The 16,936-nt window shown below is 71.0% G+C and carries 8 protein-coding genes; 5 read left to right on the top strand and 3 right to left on the bottom strand.

Features of this window, described 5'->3' with window-relative positions:
- The first annotated feature begins 10 nt into the window (after positions 1-10).
- Together ACTRO_RS47800 and ACTRO_RS44505 are read left to right on the top strand one after the other, a co-directional pair.
- Complete coding sequence (locus ACTRO_RS47800) at positions 11-1,783, top strand: SDR family NAD(P)-dependent oxidoreductase (protein WP_157436674.1); 1,773 nt, start codon at positions 11-13, stop codon at positions 1,781-1,783.
- A 24-nt stretch (positions 1,784-1,807) separates the two neighbouring features.
- Positions 1,808-8,158: a type I polyketide synthase gene (locus ACTRO_RS44505; protein WP_051451993.1), complete on the top strand. Its 6,351-nt coding sequence runs from the start codon at positions 1,808-1,810 to the stop codon at positions 8,156-8,158.
- On the opposite strand, the gene ACTRO_RS37450 is transcribed toward ACTRO_RS44505, so the two are convergent.
- Positions 8,133-9,701 (bottom strand): peroxidase family protein, encoded by a 1,569-nt coding sequence (locus tag ACTRO_RS37450; RefSeq protein ID WP_034270913.1) that lies wholly within the window; start codon positions 9,699-9,701, stop codon positions 8,133-8,135. The genes ACTRO_RS44505 and ACTRO_RS37450 overlap by 26 nt on opposite strands.
- A gap of 7 nt (positions 9,702-9,708) precedes the next feature.
- Positions 9,709-11,001, bottom strand: a complete 1,293-nt coding sequence (locus tag ACTRO_RS37455) for a cytochrome P450 (RefSeq protein WP_211244543.1) — start codon at positions 10,999-11,001, stop codon at positions 9,709-9,711.
- Between the two features lie 196 nt (positions 11,002-11,197).
- Between ACTRO_RS37455 and ACTRO_RS37460 the strand changes: the two genes are divergently transcribed.
- Genes ACTRO_RS37460 through ACTRO_RS37470 form a run of 3 tightly spaced genes read left to right on the top strand, consistent with a single transcriptional unit; the run spans position 11,198 to position 16,708 of the window.
- Entirely contained in the window at positions 11,198-12,733 is a 1,536-nt protein-coding gene (locus tag ACTRO_RS37460; RefSeq protein ID WP_084316836.1) for a PfaD family polyunsaturated fatty acid/polyketide biosynthesis protein, read from the top strand.
- On the top strand, positions 12,733-14,919 hold the full coding sequence (locus tag ACTRO_RS37465) for a hypothetical protein (RefSeq protein WP_051451994.1): 2,187 nt from the start codon (positions 12,733-12,735) through the stop codon (positions 14,917-14,919). The genes ACTRO_RS37460 and ACTRO_RS37465 overlap by 1 nt, the downstream gene beginning before the upstream one ends.
- Positions 14,920-14,944: 25 nt before the next feature.
- Positions 14,945-16,708, top strand: a complete 1,764-nt coding sequence (locus ACTRO_RS37470) for a fatty acyl-AMP ligase (RefSeq protein ID WP_051451995.1) — start codon at positions 14,945-14,947, stop codon at positions 16,706-16,708.
- Here the strand turns inward: ACTRO_RS37470 and ACTRO_RS44510 are convergent.
- Entirely contained in the window at positions 16,680-16,934 is a 255-nt protein-coding gene (locus tag ACTRO_RS44510) for an acyl carrier protein (protein ID WP_051451996.1), read from the bottom strand. The two genes, ACTRO_RS37470 and ACTRO_RS44510, sit on opposite strands and share 29 nt — an antisense overlap.
- Positions 16,935-16,936: the final 2 nt, after the last annotated feature.

The raw sequence follows: 16,936 nt of genomic DNA on the forward strand, positions 1-16,936 counted from the left end.
GGACGTCGCGGTGAAGTCCATCGAGCTCGATCGTTCCGGCCCTGATACAGATGGCGTCGCTGCCGCCATCGTCGCCGAACTGCTGGCCGGTGACGCCGAACCGGACGTGGTCCTGAGGATCGGAGGTGCCCGGGCCGTCTGGACCATGTGCCCAGCGCCCGACATCGAGGCGTCCGGCGACGTGCTCGGTCCGGAATCCGTGGTCGTCATCACCGGCGGCGCGCGCGGCGTCACTGCGGCCTGCGCTCGCGCTCTGGCTCGCGCGTTCCGGCCGCGAATCGCCCTGATCGGGCGTACACCGCTGGTCGACGATCCTCCCGAACTGCGCGAGGCGGCGACGGAGACGGACATCCGCTCGGCCCTCGTCACGCAGGCGGTGCGCGCTGGGGATCGTCCACGTCCCGCCGCCATCGAAACGGAGCTTCGGCGCGTGCTCGCCGTGCGCGAGATCCGCGCGACACTAGCCGACATCGAGGCGGCCGGCTCGTCTGTGCGCTACCTGCGCGCTGACGTCGGCGATATCGAGTCGCTGCGCGGCGCGCTGGAGGAAGTGCGTGCCGAGTGGGGGCCGATCACGGGAATCGTGCACGGCGCAGGCGTGCTGGCGGACCGGCTCGTCGTCGACAAGACGGACGAGCAGTTCGACCGGGTGCTGCGGGCCAAGGCGCAGGGCCTTGAGAACCTGCTCGAACTCGTCGATGGGGCCGATAAGCCTGCGCTGGTTTGCGTCTTCTCGTCAGTGGCGGTCTCGGCGGGCAACTCCGGGCAGTGCGACTACGCGGCCGCCAATGAGATCGCTGAGCGACTGGCGGAACAGTGGCGGCTGCGCCACCCGGCGTGCCTGGTCAAGGCGATCGCGTGGGGTCCGTGGAGTGGCGGCATGGTGAGCCAGGAGCTGGCCGAGGTGTTCGCCGAGCGGAATGTGCCGCTGATCCCGCTCGCGGCCGGTGCGGAGGCGTTCGTCGCAGAACTCGGCGACGCGCGGGAAGTGCGCTGCCTGATCACGGCCGGGGACGGGTTTGGCGCACCACCATCTCGGGGCGGTGAGGTCGCGGTCAGCGAGGTCGCGCAGGTCTGGCTTGCGGATCACCGAATCGGCGATCGCGCGGTCGTGCCGCTCGCAGTGGTCTGCGACTGGATGCTGCGCCTTGTCGACGAGCCGGGGCCCGGCACCCTCCGCGACGTCGACGTGCGACGCGGCATCACGGCTCCAGCCGTTGTCACCATCCGTCGCGAAGGTACCGAGTTCACCGTGGATACGGCTGACCGGCCCGCCTGCTACCGGGGTCGGTTTGGTGGAGCAGATGAGAATCCCTTCGGGGATTGGTCGGAGGCGCAACTGGCGTTGCCGGCGCTCGAAGACGGCGCGATCGAAGACATCTACGACGGCGAGACGCTGTTCCAGGGTACGAGTCTTCGAACCCTTGCTGAGGTGCACGGCCTCGGCCCGGCCGGGGCTGCCGGCTCGGTTGTCGGTGCCACGGACATGGGGTGGCCGGAAGAACCCTGGCGGATGGATCCGGCGGCGCTCGACGGAGCGATCCAACTCGCGGTGCTTTGGGCGAAGTCGCAGATAGGCGCTGCGACGCTGCCGATGTCGCTCCGCGCCGGGCGCTTCCACGCCTCCGGGCCGTTGTCGGGGCCACTGCGCTGCCTCGTGCGAGCCGTGCGTGTCGGCGCGCAGAACGCGGTCTGCGACGTGCGGCTCGCTCGCCCCGCCGGCGGTCCCTCCGTAGCAGAACTCTGCGGTCTCGAACTGGTCGCGCGTCCGCGTCCGGCCTGAACACAGGAGCCAGCTTTGCGGTTTGTGCCCATCGCGATCGTCGGTCGCGGCTGCGTTCTGCCCGGTGCCGAGAGCCCGTCGGCGCTTTGGGATCTCGTCGCGTCCGGCGGGTGCGCGCTGACGCATCTGGCCGACGGCCGGTGGCGCATGCCGCTCGACGCCGTGGTGCCGCGACACGCGCCGCACGACATCGGCGGATACGTGGCCTCTCCCGGAGACGCGGAGCAGTGGACTCTCGAAGCTGCCACGCAGGCACTGGACGAGGCGGGTCCTGATCGGCCCGAGCCGGGCAGATCAGGCCTCGCACTCGGGTGGCTCACGCTGCCCGGAGAGGCCGGCGTTCCCGGTGCATCACCGGCGAGCAACTGCGCGCAGGCACTCGGTTTCGGCGCGGGCTCGATTGCTCTCGACGCTGCCTGCGCCTCGTCGCTCTACGCGCTGAAGATCGCCTGCGACCGCTTGCACGACGGCGCGGCGGACCTGATGCTGGCGGGCGGAGTGAGCGCCGCCGACCCGCTGCTCATCCAAGCCGGGTTCACCGCGCTCTCCGCCCTCAGCCCCACCGGCCGGTCACGTCCGCTGCATCGTGATGCGGACGGCCTCGTCCCGGCTGAAGGAGCCGCACTCGTTGCGTTGATGCGCCTGGCCGACGCCCAGGCGCGTGGCATTCCGGTCCTCGGCATCGTCCGAGGCGTCGGTCTGAGCAACGACGGCCGGTCCGAGGGCGGCCTGCTCGTGCCCTCCGAGGCGGGCCAGAAGCGCGCGATGTATGCCGCGTACGCGGCTGCCGGTGTGGCGCCGGAGAGCGTCACGCTGCTCGAGTGCCACGCCACGGGCACGGCCAGGGGCGACGCTGCCGAAGTCCGCTCGTCCGCGTACGTCTTCTCAGAAGCATCAGACCTCGTCATCGGGGCGGTGAAGGCGAACATCGGTCATGCCATGACAGCGGCCGGGGCCGTTGGAATCCTGAAGGTGCTCGGCGCGATCGAGCACGGCATCCGGCCTGCGATGGCAGGCCGGCAGGACGAGCGGATCAATGACCTGCAGGGCTCTCGGCTGCGCTCGCCGGAACGCAACGAGCCGTGGAACGGCGTCCGGCGTGCGGCCGTGAGCGCGTTCGGCTTCGGCGGCAACAACGCGCACGTCATCATCGACGCGCCCGAACTGGCCCCCATTCCGGCACCACGGCGGCGGTGCGAGCCGCGCGAGGTCGCCGTCGTCGCGAAGCAGACGGCATCAGGGCTCGGCGAACCTGCCACCTTCGAGCTCGAAGGCCTCCGCATTCCGCCGTCAGATCTCAAGGCCGCGCTCGCCCGCCACGTCCTCATCTTCGAGACTGCTCGTGCGGCCGCACAGGGGATCGATCTTCTAGCGGAGCGCACGCAGGTCCTCGTCACAACAGGCTGCGATCCAGCGATCCGACGCTACACCGAGGGCCTGCGTCGGCCGGATGCGACCGTGATGACCAGCGCGCAGGTCGTCGGGTTTCTGACGAACATGACGGCCAATCGGATCAGCTCGCAGCTTGGTCTGTCCGGCGCGAGCTTCGCCACCGACGCCGACGTGCTCGCGCTGGCCGCACGCGCGATCTCCACCGGCGAGGCCGACGCGGCACTGGTGGGCAGCGTCGACGACGCGGCTGCCGTGCTGGTGCTCAAGCGCCTCGATCACGCGCGCCGCGACGGCGATCCGATCCTGGCCGTCCTCCATGAACCGTCGATCTGGCACGTGTTCTCGGGCGAGGATCGGGCCGGAGTGCTCGCAGCACTCGACAACGGACAGGAGTCGCGCGGCGGCCCGGCCCGGCTCGTCATCGTCGCCGCGGACGGACAACTGCCGGAGCGCGCGCGGCAGGCACGACGCTGGCTGCTCGGCCAGGCACCGAAGCCGCGCTGGGCGGCGTACCGGGACGAGCCTCTGCCGGGCCGGATCGCGGCCGTCTATCCCGGTGGTGCCGCGGCATACGTCGGCATGGGTGCGCAGCTCGGGCTCGTCTTCCCGGAGCACGTCGCAGACCTCGTACGTCGCTGCCCGCAGATCGTCGACGTGGCCGGCTGGGTGAACGAAGGGGGGCAGCGGCCGAGCGACACCATCAGCTGCGTCTGGGGCGCGGCATACTTCGCCCACCTTCACACGGCGATCACCCGTGATGTCCTCGGCATCGGGTTTGAAGCGGCGCTCGGCTACTCCTCCGGCGAGAGCACCGCGCTGACCGCTCTCGGCGCGTGGCAAGATCTTGACGGACTCGTCAGGGACCTGCGAGCCTCGCCGCTCTTCACGCGTGATCTCGCCGGCTCGTACGACGCGGTACCCGGCCGAGCTTGGAAGACCTATCTCGTGACGCTGCCCGCGGAGGCCCTGACCGAGGCCGCGCGCGGCGAGGCCGGCGTCTACTTGATGGCCGTCAACTCTCCGGGCTCCTGCACTTTCGGTGGTGATCCCTCTGCCTGCGAAAGAGTTTCTGCTCGCCTCGGCGCGGGCCATGTCTTCCCCCTCGACTACGACCTCGCCATCCATGCCCCCGTGGTGGAGGCAGTGCGCGACCAGTGGTACCGGCTTCACCTGCGTCCGACCACTCCCGTGCCCGGCATCAGCTTCTACGGCTGTGCTGCGGCCAGCATGTACGAGCTCGATGACGCCGGCGCTGCGACAGCGAATACGGCGCAGGCCGTCGGCACGCTCGACTTCCGCGGCACCGTCGAGAATGCATGGGCGGATGGCGTCCGGATCTTCATCGAGCACGGGCCGTCCGGAGGCTGCACGGAGTGGATCGCCCAGACGCTCGGCGACCGGGAGTTCCTGGCCGTGTCGCTGGACGGCCCCGGTACGTCAGACATCGACAACCTCGGCAACGCCGTCGCCGCGCTGATCGCGGCCGGCGTCGACGTGGATGACGCTCGGCTCGAGACCCGACTGCGAGAGGCGAGAACGCAGAAGGCCATCGAACCCGTACGCGGCCTCAACCCGCTGCACGAGCACCACGAGCTGGTCACCGGCCGACATCGCGACTTCATCCGCCTCCTGATCGAGCGCCATGCCGGCTTCCTCGCCCAACGCGAGAAGATCAGCGCCCTGCTGAGTCCGACAGTGCTCTTCGATCGAGCCGATCTGGAGTACCTCGCCGTGGGAGCCGTCTCGAAGCTCTTCGGGCCCACCTTCGCAGCTCAGGACGGGTACGCGCGGCAGACCCGGATGCCCGCGCCGCCGATGCTGCTGGCCGACCGCGTACTGCGTATCGACGCCGTGCCCGCGTCGATAGGGGCTGGCACGATCCAGACCCAGACCGACGTGCGGGCGGACAGTTGGTACCTCGATCCGTGTGGCCGCATGCCCGCCGGGCTGCTGGTCGAGGCCGGGCAGGCAGACCTGCTCCTGATCAGCTGGCTCGGCGCGGATCTGCTCAACCGAGGCGAACGCGTCTACCGGCTGCTCGGCTGTGAGATCACCTACCACGCAAGCCCGCCGCACCCCGGCGAAACGCTGACGTTCGACATCTCCATCGACGACCACGCCGAGCACGGCGGCGTACGGCTGTTCCTCTTCCACTACGACTGCCACGTGGACGGCGACCCGCGGCTGAGCGTGCGCAACGGCCAGGCCGGCTTCTTCACCGACGCCGAACTGCGAGAGACACGCGGTGTGGTCTGGGACCGCCCGGCCCTCCCGGAGCCCACCGCGCTGCGCCGCTTCGACCGCGAGCAGATCCGCGCGTTCGCGGAGGGCCGCTTGGGCGACGAGGTTGGCGCGCACGTGCGGACGCCGCGTCCGGCCGGGCCGGAGTTCCTGCTCTTCGACGAAGTCGAAGCCTTCGACGTGGACGGCGCATACGTGCGCGCAACGCTTGCCATCCGCCCGGACAGCTGGTTCTTCGAGGGCCACTTCGTCGGTGATCCGTGCATGCCGGGCACGCTCATGCTGGACGGCGCCTTCCAGCTGATGGCCTTCCACCTCAGCGCTTCCGGCTGCACGGCCGGTCGCGACGGCTGGCGCTTCGAACCCGTCCCCGAGCACACGTGCCGGATCTCCTGCCGTGCTCAGGTGATTCCAGAAAGCAAGACTCTGACGTATGAACTCTTCGTCAAGGGCTTCGAACAGGGTGAGCAGAATTACCCGACCCTCGTCGCCGACGTGCTGTGCTCGGTCGACGGGGTCAAAGCCTTCCTCGCCGAAGGACTGGCCGTGCGCCTCGTGCCGGACTGGCCGCTCGACCAATGGCGCTGGCTGGGGGGCTTGGCCGACCACGTCGAGCCCAAGCCGGCCGTCTTCGGCCTCGAGTCCCTGCTCGCCTGCGCGTGGGGACGGCCGAGCGAGATGATGGGGTCTGTCCTGGCGCCGATGGATGACGGGCGCCGCGTCGCGCGACTGCCCGGGCCGCCGTACCACTTCATGAGCCGGATCGTGGAACTCGGCGCAGGCACGCTCGTCGCAGAGTACGACGTCCCTGCGGCCGCATGGTTCTGGGACGAGGGCGGCGGCACGACCATGCCGCTGTGCGTGCTGCTCGAAGTGGCCCTTCAGCCCTGCGGCTGGCTGGCGCTGTACACCGGCGACATCCCGAACGCCCCGTCCGAGCTGCTGTTCCGCAACCTCGGCGGGCAGGGCACCTTCGGCGACGTCCGCCGGGACACGCGGGTGCTGCGCACCGAGATCCGGCTGCTCGAGATCTCGAAGACAGGAGCCATGATCATCGACGCGTTCGACGTTCGCGTCTGGGCGGACGAGCGTCTCGTGGCCGACCTGCGCAGCGACTTCGGCTTCTTCCCGCCGGCGGCGTTCGCCGACCAGCCTGGTCTGCCCGGGCCGATCTGGGGCGATACGCAGGCCCCTGCGATCGCCGTCCGCGAGAACCTCGGGCCCATGCTCTCGCTGATCGACCGGATCACCGGGTACTGGCCGAACGAGCGCAGGATCCGCGCCGAGAAGGACATCGCGCCCGAGGACTGGTACTTCCGCTCGCACTTCTTCCAGGATCCGGTGCAGCCGGGTTCGCTCGGCATCGAGGCGATGCTGCAGCTCCTCCAATGCTTCATGATGCACAGTGGCCTCGCCGCGCCGGATGCCGTCTTCGAGCCCTCCCTCGCGCCGCAGACGGTGACGTGGAAGTACCGCGGCCAGGTCGTGCCGCACGATCGGGTCACCGTCATCGAGGTCGAAGTCACGCAGGCCCGGCCGGGCTACGCGGTGGCCGACGCGTGGCTGTCGGTCGGCGGCCGGACCATCTACCACGCCACCGGGCTGGGTTTGCGCGCCGACGCGTCGGGCGCCTTCGATGAACTACTCGACCCGGCCATCGAGCCCTGGGTCGCGGACCACCGGCCCACCTGGACGTTGCCGGCGCTGCCGATGATGAGCGTCGTCGACCGGCTCGCCGCGGCCGCGGGCCATTCGATCGCAGGGTTGCGCGATATCCGCCTCACGCGCTGGATCATGCTCGACAAGCCGGTCCAGCTGCGAGGACGCGCGTCGGCGGGCATCGTCGAGCTCGAACACGACGGCGAGGTGGTCGCCTCCGCGGTCATCGCCGACGTCGTCCAGCCGCCCGACCGACCCGCCCGGCTCGCGGACCCCGTACCAACCGAACTGCCCTATCCGCGCGGAGCCGTCTTCCACGGCTCGGCCTTCCACTACCTCACTGCTCTCACGGTCGGCTCGAACGGCGCTTCAGGCACCCTGGACGCCGCGCGCGGCTCCGTCCCGCGCGGGCGGCTGCATCAGGGGTTGCTCGACGCGACTCTCCACGCGATCCCGCACGACGAGCTGTGGCGCTGGTCGGACCGCATCCGGCCGGGACACGTCGGATATCCGTACCGACTGCCGCGAATGGACTTCTTCGGCGACCTGCCCTCGACCGGCGAGTTGAGGGTGGAAGCCCGCTTCGCAGGCTTCGATGCCGATCTGGAGATCCTGCCGACCTTTGACGTCCAGGTGTTCGACGGCGAGCGACTGTTGCTCGCCTACCGCCTCGTCGAGGTGCTCGTGCCCCTCGGCCCGCTGGCCGGGCTCGGTTCCCGGGAACGCGCGGCGTTCCTTCGCGACCGGGAGTACGTGCCCGGCGCCGGCTTGTCCACGTGCGAAGACGGCGTGACGCGGCTGCGCCTCGAGGACGTCGAAGCCCTCGAATGGTTCCCCGGCACCGTCGCAGCTCTCTACAACCTCCCCTCCGGCACCGACCGGCTCGCCGAGGTGGCCGTGCGCGACCACATCGCCCGCCTCGCCGAAGTGCACCCGAGCGGGTTGCTCGTGACGATGACGGTAGACCTCGCCACGGTCACGGCCGTCGGCCGCCCGGGCGAGGTCTACCGCGTCGTGCTCGTGCGCACGGAAGGTGCGATCGAGGTGCGCGAGGCCGTCACTTCCGCCGCGTCATCGAGATGAACCGCGGACGCGGGTCCTCCGGCGAGTTGCGGTGCAGGATGTCCGAGAGCGTCCTGGTCCGCTGCACGGTCAGCAGGCCGAGCGGGGTGAAGGTCTTCATGTTGAGCACCCGCGGCGCGAGCAGCGGGTTGGTCAGCGCCTGGGAGAACGCGTCGATCGCGATGATCTTCGTCAGCAGCGGGCCGAGGATGGTGTCCGGCGAGCCGGGCTGTTCGGCGAAGATGCCGACGTACAGATCGATGTCGTCGACGCTGTGATAGCGGGCCCGCAGGCCGTCGCGCACCTTCGGGTCGTCAGAGATCTGATTGAAACTTCGGACCGGTGGGAACTTCAGGTGCCTGCGGTAGTCGTTGTACGAGGCGATCTGCAGCGCCCGGGAGTCGTTGACGCTGTCGACGTCCACATACAGCAGTTCCGGCTCGGTGTTGAACAGCCCGATCCGGCCGGCCGTCTGCCGCGAGGCGTCCTCCATCAGCTGGCCGAGCCCGTACTCGGCCAGCAGCGGGCCGTTGACCATGGTCTCGGCCAGGGACAACTCGGTGCTCCCCGCCTTCAGTGTCGGCGGGATCAGGCTGTGCCAGCGGTAGACCAGGCTGAACTCGAACGACGCCCAGTTCTCCCGGTGCCACGGCGCCCGGGCCAGCCGGGTGCTGAGCGAGGGGTCGAGGGTGAAGTGGAAGTGGTACGGCGTGATGTGGTTGATGTACTCCTCGAGCACGATCCGGCACACCATCAGCGTCAGGATGTTGCGAGCGGTCTGGAACAGCCGCTCGTCGTCCCAGTCCGGGTACTCCCGGGCCAGCTCCCCGGCCAGCCGGTTGTGCTCGCGCAGGAACAGCACCGTCAGCATCGTGAACCCCACCTGCAGGTTCGATCGGTCCCCGCCGAGCGCGAACAGCCGCGTGCGCCACTGCAGCGGCATCTGCTCGAACCGCACCACGGCGAGCTCGGCGAACTCGGGCTTCTTCTGTCCGTTCTCGTCGCACAGGTACGGCGGGAACTCGCCGCCGTTGAGCTGCTGGCTCTTGAGCCGGCCGCCCTCGTGCGCGCGCAGGATGCCGGCGGTCCGCTCGTCCACGCCGTAGAGCTGGTTGAGGTCGATCTGGTGGTTGGAGGTGTTGCGGCGCGGGTCGCGCGGCGTGCCGGTGTCCCCGCGCAGGAACCCGTCGGTGAACCACTGGGCGAAGTAGGCGAACAGCACGGTGGATCGCCGGCACGGGATCATGTCGGGGCCGCGGCGGAACAGCTCCGCCGCCTCCTCGGCCGAGGGCAGCCGGTCCGGGTCCACCCGGCTCGGGGGCAGGTGCCGGCCGTTGTAGCTGCGGTCGGTCAGCGAGTGCCACGACGTGTACGGGGCCATCGTGGAGAGCGGCTCGGGCCGCGCGGGCATCTCCCGCACGGCGTGGTCGATCAGCGCCGCGTTGAGCCAGTGCCGCAGCGGCGGGACCATCTGCACGGCGTCCCAGATCGGGCCGCCGTTGGTGAGCGCGAGGAAGCGCAGCCGGTTGTTCGCTCCGTCGGTGGCGATCGATCGAGCCCTCATGGCCCTCCTACCCAAGCTGCAGCCGGTAACGGTCGGGGAAGATGGCGTCGAAGACGATGTCCTCGTCCGGGATCGGCGCCGCGCCGCGCCGCAGCAGCCGGCGCACCGCCTCCGGGATGATCACCTGGGCGAGGTGCACGCCGAGGCAGTCATGGTGGTGGCCGGTGCCGAAGTGCAGGTGGTGGTACTGCGGGCGGTTGAGCCGGAACTGCTCTGGTTCGGGCACCGCCTCCTCGTCGTTCATCGCGGAGGCGAGCGCGCACAACACCACGCTACCCGCCGTGACGACGGTCGCGTGGGAGGTTCCCGCAGCCAGTAGGTAATCGTGTTCGCACAGCCGCGGGGGCATGAGCCGGAAGAAGGTGTCCAGACGCAGCGCCTCCCAGACGTACGGGTCGAACTCCGCCGCGTCCGCCTCACGAGCCGCCCTGGTCGCGGCCGCGTGCTGTTCGGGCCGCAGCATCAGCTGTCGGGTCGCCAGCGCCATGGCGGCCGGGGCGCTTTCGACGAAGCCGAGGGAGAGGCCGGCCGCGTTCACGGCGATCCGCTCGTCGTCGAAGCCGTGAGCGGGTATCGGCGCGCTGGCGAGGCGGCCGAAGACGTCGTCGTGGCCTTCGGCCTCCGGGCCGCTTTCCGTCGGCCCCGCGCGCCGGCGGCCGGGACCGGCAGGCAGCAGCGCGCGACGCCGGGCCAGCTCCGCCCGCAGGTAGTCCATCAGCTCCGCGCCGGACGCCACCGCAGCGGCGTGCAACGCCTGGTCGGCCAGCGGATTCGCGTAGCAGTCCTTGATGATGTCGCGCACCCAGTGGGCCAGGGTCGCCGACTCCAGGCCGCGATAGCCGAAGTAGTCCTCGCATACGCGCAGCGCCACCGGCTGGAACAGGTCGCCGACGACGTCGAGCGGCGACGATGCGGCGTCCAGGCACTCGTCCGCGTAACGGCCGGCCAGGGCCCGCACGACCGGGACGTCGCGCCGGTCGAGCATCACCTGCATCAGGCCACGCTCACGCCAGTTGAGCGCCGTCGCGTCCCGGGAGAGCATGAAACCGCTGCCCAGCGCCGCGTCGAGCTGCGGGCTGGTCGGCCGGACGGTGAAGACCTTCTCGCGTCCGAGCACCTCGTGGACGTCGGCGAACTTGGTGACGAGCGTGTAGGCGGGGGTGACGAAGATCGGGCAGTCGGCCCGGAGCTCGGCGAACAGGCCGCGCCAGTCGCCGCGGATCCAGCCCGCCACCATCGCGGCCGCCTTCATCGGATCGTGTGAAGCGACGCGCTGGTACTTCGTCAGGTATTCGCTCACGGATTCATTCAAGTCCGGCAGGTCTGCCGATGAAATCGTCCTTTGGATCTGTGCAATTCGGCCTAGGCCAGGTTTCCTATGGGCTGGGGTGATCGCACCGCCCGACAATGTCGCCGTGAGCGCCGAACTGTTGGCAGCGGTGAGTTCCACGGACCGGACGTCGGAGGATCAGGGACCTGTTTTCGAAGGGGCGCGGATGCTCGGCCTGATCGGCCGGATCCGCGAGCCCTTGTTCGTCGTGCGCGTGCCGACCCGGAGCCGGCCGGGCCTGGCCGCGACGCCCGGCGCGGGGGAGTGCCGCATGGTGGCGCAGCTGCCGCCGCTGCGCCCGGAGTCGCTGGGGGACGAGTCGTTCTGCGCCGCGCACGGGACCCGTTTTCCGTACGTGGCCGGCGAGATGGCCAACGGCATCGCCACGGTCGAGCTCGTCGCCGCCATGGCCCGGGCCGAGATGCTCGGATTCTTCGGCGCCGCCGGGCTTTCCGTCTCCCGGGTGGAGCAGGAGATCACGCGGCTCGCCGCGTCGCTCGGAGGCCGGCGCAACTGGGGCGTCAACCTCATCCATTCGCCCGCGGAGCCGCGCACCGAGGCCGACGTGGCCGATCTGCTGGCCGACCGGCGCGTGCCAGCGGTCTCGGCGTCCGCGTTCATGGAACTGACGCCGCCGATCGTGCACGTCGCCGCGCACGGGTTGACCCAGGGCTCTGATGGCCGGGTGCGTCGGGCCGCCCGGATCTTCGCCAAGGTCTCGCGGCCCGAGGTGGCCGCCGCGTTCATGGCGCCGCCGCCTGCCGCGATCCTGCGCGAGCTGGTCGACCAGGGCCGGCTGACCGTGCAGGAGGCGGCCCTGGCGGCGCGGGTGCCCGTGGCCGAGGACGTCACGGTCGAGGCCGACAGCGGCGGCCACACCGACAATCGGCCGTTGGTCGCGCTCGTGCCGGAGATGCTCGCGCTCGCCGAAGCGGCGCGGCTGCGGCACGGCTTCGACCGCCCGATCAGGATCGGCGCGGCCGGCGGACTCGGCACCCCGGCCGGGGTGGCCGCCGCGTTCGCGCTCGGCGCGGCCTACGTCGTGACCGGCTCGATCAACCAGGCCGCTCGCGAATCAGGGCTCTCGCCGGACGGCAGACGTATGCTCGCCGAGGCCGGGCCGGCCGACGTCGTGATGGCGCCGGCCGCAGACATGTTCGAGCTCGGAGTGCGTCTCCAAGTCCTGCGACGCGGCAGCATGTTCGCCTTTCGGGGCGAGCGGCTGTATCAGATCTATGTCACTCACTCCGCGTGGAGCGAAGTGCCGGAGGCGACGCGGGGCAAGATCGAGCGCGAGATCCTGCGCGCGGGCTTCGACGAGGTCTGGCAGGAGACGCGGCGCTTCTGGCTCTCGCGCGACTCCGAACAGGCAGCCCGCGCCGAACGCGACGAGAAGCACCGGATGGCGCTGGTCTTCCGCTGGTACCTGGGCATGGCGAGCCGCTGGGCGATCCAGGGCGCGACCGACCGGCGGACGGACTACCAGATCTGGTGCGGACCGGCCATGGGCGCGTTCAACCGGTGGGTGGCGGGCGGATTCCTCGCCGACCCGACCGAGCGGTCCGTGGTGCAGATCGCCCGCAACCTGCTGGAAGGCGCCGCCGTCGTGACGCGCGCGCAGCAGGTGCGCAGCTTCGGCGTCGCGGTGCCCGCAGCCGCGTTCGCGTTCACGCCGCGTCCGTTCGGCGAACGGGAGGCGTGATGGCGGTGGAACCCGCCCGCCCGCTGCCGCCCCGCTTCGTCTCGCCGCATGAACGCTCCCACCACGAGGAGATCGAGCAGTACAAGAACGTGGCGCGGGAGCTGTCCGCCATCGCGCAGACGGTCCACGAGATCTCCCAGCGTACGACCGCCCTGTTCGCCGCTACCGCGCCGCCGCATACGCCGCGCGAGGCCGGCGGCGACTACGCACGCAAGGCCACGTTGCTTAGGACACTGACGCGCGAATCAGGTCTCGGGTTCGCCTTTGCCGGCGGCCGGCTCGGCACGGCCGGCGCTTTCGTCGGCGATCTGCTCGGGCGCTCGAGCCTGGCCACGTCGCTGCTCGTGCTCTCGTTGCGGCTGCGGCTGAGCGCATTGCAGCTGGTGCACCCGGAGATGACCGAGGACCCGAAGCTCGCCCACTTCATCGAGGCCGTACACGCCCACCACGAGCTCGAGATCCTGCGCGCGCTGCGCACCCTTTTCGACGACGAGGGCGCGGTGCGGGCGCTCAGCTCACTCGCGCCGATGTTCGCCGAGATCCTCAGCCTCAAGGCGTTGCTGGACCGCAACCCCTTCAACGACGCGACCGCCTGGCGCATCGCGACCGGCGCGGCCGGGCCGTCGGCGGACCCGTTCTTCGGCTTCAGCGTCAAGATGATGACATCGCAGGACCGCGGCCCCGGCTCCGCCCGGCCGGTCCCCACCGCGCCGCACGAACGCAAGCTGCTGGCCCGGCGCGGATCGCTGCTCGGCTTCCTGCGCAACATCGCATTGCTGGGCAACGACGGACGCATCGTCATCCAGACCGTGCGCGGACCCGACGGCGAGGAGCGCTACGTGGTGCAGGTGCCGGGGATGCGGCCGTCGTTCCGCGGCCACGGATCGCCCGCCTCGCTCGTCGGCGCCTTCCGCTCCTCGCTGGACGCGGCATCGTCCTACACCGGGGCGTTGCGTTCGGCCATCGCCCAATACGGCATCCCCGACGGCGCCGAGCTCGCCCTGATCGGGCACAGCGCGGGCGGACCGGCCGCGCTGAATCTGGCACAGGACTCTGACTTCTGCGCGCGCTACACCGTGACGCACGCGATCGCCGTCGGCGCGCCGGTGGACCAGAAGCGCGCCGCGGATCCGCGCACCTTCGTCGCGACCATCACCAACCAGCACGACATCGTCCCCACACTCGACGGCATCGACGCAGGGAGCTGCTTCGACCTGCACCCCGACTGGTACGTCGTCGACTACACCGAAGTCACCCACCAGTTCCCGGAATGCCACGGCATCGAGCACTACCTGCGCGACCTCGCGTACCTGCTCACCGAGGCACGCGAATACATCGAGGAGCAACTCGGCCCCTATGGCGGCGACGTCCTGCGCACGCAGCTCTATCAGACCTATGAGCGTGAGCCCAAGCCCGCGGGCTACCCCTTCCTGCCGGTGCCCACCAGCCGCGCCGCGCTCGGCTCGGGCAGCATCGAGCTCCCGCTCACGTGTGCCTACGGCAGCGGACTGCTGGCGTTCTACCCGGTGGACCGCTCGCTGGCCGGCTGCCTCGCCGAGGACGGCTCGCGGACCGTGCCGCTCGGGCTGGCCGGCCGGGCGCTGATGGCGGTGTTCGCGGCCGAACAGCGCGAAGGCATCCTGCGGCCGCACCGCATGCTCGCCTTCGGCGTCCTCGTCGACAGCCCCTGGCGCACCGGCCGGCTCGCCTGGATCCATCTGTTGCGGCGCGCCGACCAACGCGGCGTCGGGATACGCCTGCTCGGCCTGGCCGTCTCCACCGACCAGGCCGTGGACGCGTACCGCGACCTGTGGGGCCTGCCCGCGTTCCGCGCCCGGGTCAGCCTCTCCGTGGGGATGCTCGGCGCGCGCGCCCTCGCCGACGCCGACGACGGCACCCACATCGGCTTCGGCGGACTGCTCGGCCCCGGCGCCCCGGCCCCGTCCCAGGACGTCGTCGTCTACTCCCGCCGGGGCCGGGAGACCCTGCGTTCCCAGCTCGACTTCGCCGGGCGCATGCAGCTGCACTCCGGCGCCCTCGTCCGGCTCGCCCTACGGACCCCCAACTCGGCCCCGGCCGAGCGGCTGCGCGAACTCGGCCTCGACCGGACCCGGCCGCTGCTGTGCCTCAGCGCCCGCGGCCTGCGCGCCCGGATCGGCGCGGGCGCCGCGCTGCCGGGCGAATGAACCCGCTGAAAGGTGGCTTGGACCCTTGACCGCGACCGGCATCCTCGACCTTTTCGCCGCCAACCTCGAGCGCGACCCCGACCGCGCGCTGTTCACCTTCGTGGACGCGCGCGGCCAGGACACGGCCGCGTACTCGGCCGACGCGCTGGCCCGCCGGGCCGAAGGCGTGCGCGCCCTGCTCGACGACCTCGGCTGGGTCGCCGGCGATCGCGCGATCCTGGTCTACCCGCCCGGGCCCGACTTCGTCGTGGCGCTGGTCGCCTGCCTGATGGCGGGCGTGGTCCCGGCCGCGGTGCTGCCGCCCGGGCCGGCCGGCGGGCGCGGCGGCGAGAAGGCCTTCGGCGCCGCGGTCCAGGACTGCCGGGCGCGCGGGATCCTCACCTCGACCGACTTCGACCAGCTGCGCCGGCTCGCCGTCGACTCCGGCGCGTTCCCCGGCTTCGTATGGCCGGACGTGGCCTGGCACTGCACCGATACGGCCGGCGAGCGCGCCGTGTCCCTGCGCCGCTGGCACCGGCCCGCCGTTCCGGGCGAGGCGGCCGTGCTCCAGTACACCTCCGGCTCCACCGCGACCCCGCGCGGCGTGATCATGACGCACGGGAACCTGCTGGCCGAGATGAGCAGCAACGCCGTGGACTTCCGCCTCGGCCGGGACACCGTCGGGGTCTCCTGGCTGCCTCAGTACCATGATTTCGGGCTCGTCAACGCGATCCTCAGTGCTCTGAGCGGCAACATGCGGCTGTACTCGTTGTCCCCGTTGGACTTCGTGCGCCGCCCGGCGCTCTGGTTCGAGACGATGTCGCGGGTCGGCGCCACGCTCACCGCGTCGCCCAACTTCGGCCTCGACCTCGCGGTGCGCAAGACCACCCCGGAGCAGCGCGCCGCCTGGGACCTCGGTCCGCTCGCGACGCTCGTGTGCGCGGCCGAGCCGATCCGGGCCGCGACAGTGGACCGCTTCCTCGGCGACTTCGCCGGCTCGGGTCTGCGCCCGGAGTGCTTCTGCCCGACCTACGGGCTGGCCGAGGCGACCGTCAGCGTCAGCTCGTGGGGCCGCAGCCGGGTCGCCGTCGACGCCGAGGCGGTCGCCCAGGGCCGGGTCGTGCGCGTGCCCGAGCAGCGCGCCGACGGCGCCCGGGCCAACGTCTACATCGGCTGCGGCGGGATCACCAAGCCCGGCTCGCGCGTGCGCATCATCGACCCGGAGACGCGTCTGCCCTGCCCGGTGGACCGGATCGGCGAGATCTGGGTGGACTCGGCCACCAAGGCCGCGGGCTACTTCGACCGGCCCGAGGAGAGCCGCGACGCCCTGTACGCCCGGGTCGACGGCGAATCCGACCCCCGCCGCTACCTGCGCACCGGAGACCTCGGCTTCTTCGCCGAAGGAGAGCTCTTCGTCACCGGCCGGCGTAAGGACGTGATCATCCTGCGGGGGCGCAACCACTACGCCGAGGACCTCGAGGAGAGCGTGCGCCGCTGCCATCCGGCGATCCGGCCCGGCGGCGTCGCCGCGTTCGCGCTGGAGACGGCCGGGGAGGAGAGCACGGCCGTGATGGTGGAGGTCGCCCTCTTCGAGGGCTGCGACGCCGTGGCGGCGGACGGCGTGGCCGCCGCCGTCCGCCGCCGGCTGGCGCTCGATCACCAGATCGGCGCCGCCACGGTCGTGCTGGTGCCGCCCGGCACCGTGCCCAAGACCACCAGCGGCAAGGTGCGCCGGCACGCCTGCCGCGCGCTGTACGAGGCCGGGGAGCTCGAGACCGCGATCACCGTGCCGTCGGGTGTCCGGCGGTGAGCCGGGTCACCAGGTCTCCGAGGCGGTCCTGCATGGTGATGGCCGTGTGCCCGGTGGTGAGGTCCACATCGAACCGCTCCTCGAGCGCCACCGCCAGCTCCACCAGGCCGACCGAGTCCAGGTCGAGGTCGGCGAGCCGGGTGTCCGGCCCGAGCCCGTCGGCGGGCACGGCGAACTCGGTCGTCAGCAAGGTGGTGAGGGAGTCGAATGCGAAGTTCTCGTTCATGT

Origin of the sequence: Actinospica robiniae DSM 44927, from assembly GCF_000504285.1 — a bacterium.
Lineage (GTDB): Bacteria > Actinomycetota > Actinomycetes > Streptomycetales > Catenulisporaceae > Actinospica > Actinospica robiniae.